At 67.9% G+C, this 3,114-nt stretch carries 3 protein-coding genes; 1 reads left to right on the top strand and 2 read right to left on the bottom strand.

The window, feature by feature from the left end:
* Positions 1-194: 194 nt before the first annotated feature.
* A complete protein-coding gene (locus HV824_RS35385) occupies positions 195-1,388 on the top strand; it encodes a hypothetical protein (protein ID WP_368671074.1) in 1,194 nt (397 codons plus the stop codon).
* A 43-nt stretch (positions 1,389-1,431) separates the two neighbouring features.
* On the opposite strand, the gene HV824_RS35380 is transcribed toward HV824_RS35385, so the two are convergent.
* Entirely contained in the window at positions 1,432-2,076 is a 645-nt protein-coding gene (locus HV824_RS35380; RefSeq protein ID WP_176421550.1) for a hypothetical protein, read from the bottom strand.
* 80 nt (positions 2,077-2,156) lie between these two features.
* Positions 2,157-2,855: an AAA family ATPase gene (locus HV824_RS35375; RefSeq protein WP_368671075.1), complete on the bottom strand. Its 699-nt coding sequence runs from the start codon at positions 2,853-2,855 to the stop codon at positions 2,157-2,159.
* Positions 2,856-3,114 lie beyond the last annotated feature (259 nt).

Below are 3,114 nucleotides of genomic sequence, written 5' to 3'. Positions count from 1 at the left end.
GGATGGTGGGGAGGCGGCGATGGGCAATCGGGGTGCTGGCGTTCGGGCTTCTCCTCGTGGGGTGCGGGGAGAGGGCGCACGCGGCGGCTCGCGCTCCGGGCTTGGAGGTGGCGGGGTCGGCTGCAGGTGAGGGTGAGGGGGTCCTGGCGTGGACGCGTCCGCTGGTTCTGGGGGACAGCGAAGCGCCACATGCCGTGGTGGCTCCCGACGGGGACGTCCTCGTCGCGGCGACCTACCGTGAGCCTCTGGACCTTGGGGGAGGCCCCCTGCCCTTCAACCACGTATCAAAAGCGCCTCACCTGCTGGTGGCGCGCTTCTCTCCGGAGGGCACCCTGCGCTGGGCGCATGGGCTTTCGCCGGAGGCAGACACCGCGCGCGCGCACGTGGGCGGGCTCACCGTGGATGGCGAAGGCAACGCGTGGCTGGGCGGCGTCTCCGCCGGCTTCGCGCTGGGCAAGGCGACCATCCCACCCGGCGCCTTCCTGGCCCGGCTGTCGCCCCAGGGGGCGCTGGAGCGCGTGCGGCGCTTCGACGGCACGGGTGCGCTCACCGTCCATGCGCTCGCGCCGGACGGCACGGACGGCGTGGTGCTGGTGGGAGACTTCCATGGCCAACGCGACTTCGGTGACGGCGTGAGGAAATCCCCACGGGGCCAGCGCTCCGCCTTCGCGGTGAGCCTGGACGCCAGCGGACAGACGCGCTGGAGCCGCACCTGGGCCGCGGGGGACGAAGGCCTGGTGACGGCTCGGGCCGTGGCGGTGGATGTCTTTGGCGGCGTGCACGTCGCGGGGGCCTATGCGGGCTCCGTCTGCTTTGGCGGGTCGGCGCTCGTCACGGTGCGCCAGCGCACGCCCTTCGTGCTGAAGCTGTCCTCAGACGGCGCGCACGCCTGGAGCCGGGAGTTGCGGGGCACCGAGGGCACCGCCAATGCCCTGGCGGTGGGCCCCGACCGCGTCTTCGTCGGTGGGAACTTCTCCGGACGCTTCTATTTCCAGGGGAAGCCTCACATCTCCAACGGCTACCAGGGGTTCGTGACGGTGTTTGATGCCCAGGGCAAGGAGCGCTGGGCGCGCTCCTTCGCGGCCACCGCCACCGCGCTGGCCACGGATGACGCCGGGCAGCTCACCCTGGCGGGCTCGCATGATGGCGGGCTGGATCTGGGTGGCGGCGGCGTGCCCGCGGGCCTCTACGTGGCCCGGCTCCACCCGGAGGACGGCGCTTCGCTCTGGGTGCGCAGCTTCACCAGTCCAGGCCCCACGCTGGCGCGCACGGTGGCGGTGGATGCGAGCGGTTACGCGGTGGCGGCGGGCGCGCTGGCGCGCTCGCATCCAGAAGGCACGCCCTACCCTCGCCCGCGGGATGGATTCCTCCTGCGGCTGCGGCCCTGAGCCCGGCGGACGGCACAGCGCCCGGGTCATCGACGCTGGGGCCTCAGCGAAGCTTCGGACCCGTGGCGGACACGCTCGCCGCGACATCCGCGTCCCGAATGCGCCCCTGCCGTCGCATTTCACGCGCCAGGAAGGGGGCATCCCGCTCCAGGGACCAGAGCGGGACAGGTTGATGAGCAACCGCTGGGCTCCAGTAGCTGTCGAAGTACCTTCGACACATGTGCTGGTACTCACGAGAATCGAGCCCCAACCGCTCGATGGTTTCACGGACCCTGGCTTCCACCTCCGGGGCCAGGCCCACGGCGGGCTCCACCTTGAACGTCCCCAGGTTGAGGACAAACCAACCGTCCTCAACCATGCACGGATCGAGCACGTTGGCGAACTCTCGCTTGCGCGCATTCATCCGTGAGCAGGCCAGACGATAATTGTCCCATTCATAAGCCTGCCGATGCTCCGTGCTCACCATGGCGACAAAGTGGTCGACCGTCGGCCCACAGAGCGGTTCGATGTAGAAACAGGCGTATGCGCAAATACCCCCATATGCGGCGTGCAGGACAGGCAGCGCGCGGGTCCAGTAGGGGTGTCGCCGAAGATCCGAAGCCTTCAAATCTTCGATTCGCTCCGCTCGCCTGGTGATTCGCGGCCCCGTGCGCTTCATCAAGGGCGGCTGGCCAACCAGCTCAGCCAAGGCACTCAATCCAGGCTTCCGAACCTGGTTTTCGAAATCAAAGACAGGAGGTCGCGGCTCTGGCTGCTTCAAGACACGAATCACTGGCTCAGCCCCGCCTCGCGCGCCCAGAAGCGCCACCGCAGCCAGAATGGGTCAACATCGGGAAGGCTGGCGCGCAGCGCGTCGCGGGCCTGGGTGAACTCGTCGGACGACACGCCCTGTCGCCGCTCCATCAATGCCTCGGCGCGCTGGATGGCTTGCTCGGCCTCCAGCGAGCGGGGCTCCCCGAGGTCGAAGATTTCAGAAACGAGCCAGGAGTTCGCGTCACCCCGGCGATGCCATTCCTCCTTGTGAAGGACAACCTCCCTGTCCTGGAGATTGAGGTGCCACAAGGCATCTTCCTGGGCGTCAAAGAGCGGCTCCAGTGAAGCCAGTAGCAGCGGCGAGTGTGTCACGGCGAGAATCTGGACCTGGACGTCACCAGCGCCCGTGAGCGCCTCCATGACCTTGAGCAGGGAGCGCAGGACGGTCCGCTGCCAACGAGGATGCAGATGCGCCTCCACCTCGTCGATCAAGAAGATGATGGACCGGGTGGCCTCCTGGTTCATCAAGCGGCTTGCCTGCAGATGCTCCTGCCACGTCCACACCAGCAAGTAGGCCAGCGTGATGACGCGTCTGACACCCGCGGACGCGTACACCACGGGAACCTCCTGACCGTACCCCGTGCGAAGGGTCGGCATGTCCCGGACGTCTTCCAGGCTGACGCGAGTGAGCTCTCCCGGCGCGAGGAGCTCCACATCCGAAGGAGAGAGTGCATGGAGCGCCTGGCGGAGTTGCTGATACGGCTCTCCATTGCGCCCCTGCCAGGAAGCCCAGTCCGCGATAAGCCCGTTGCACAGGTGCTTTCCATCGGGCTTGAGCCCATCCCACCCCCTGTGTCAGGGAAGTTGTCGCCTCGGCTGACCGGCCGGGATGACCACGCCATGGGGGCGAGAGCAGGCAGGACGCAGTGTCGTACACGGATGCATTCAAGTCGCAGATGGTGAAGCGGATGGT

This window comes from Myxococcus sp. AM009 (genome assembly GCF_013372605.1).
In the GTDB taxonomy this organism is placed as follows: Bacteria; Myxococcota; Myxococcia; order Myxococcales; family Myxococcaceae; genus Myxococcus; species Myxococcus vastator.
Note: the sequence above shows the minus strand (reverse complement) of the source record. Positions and strands in the feature narration are given on the sequence as shown.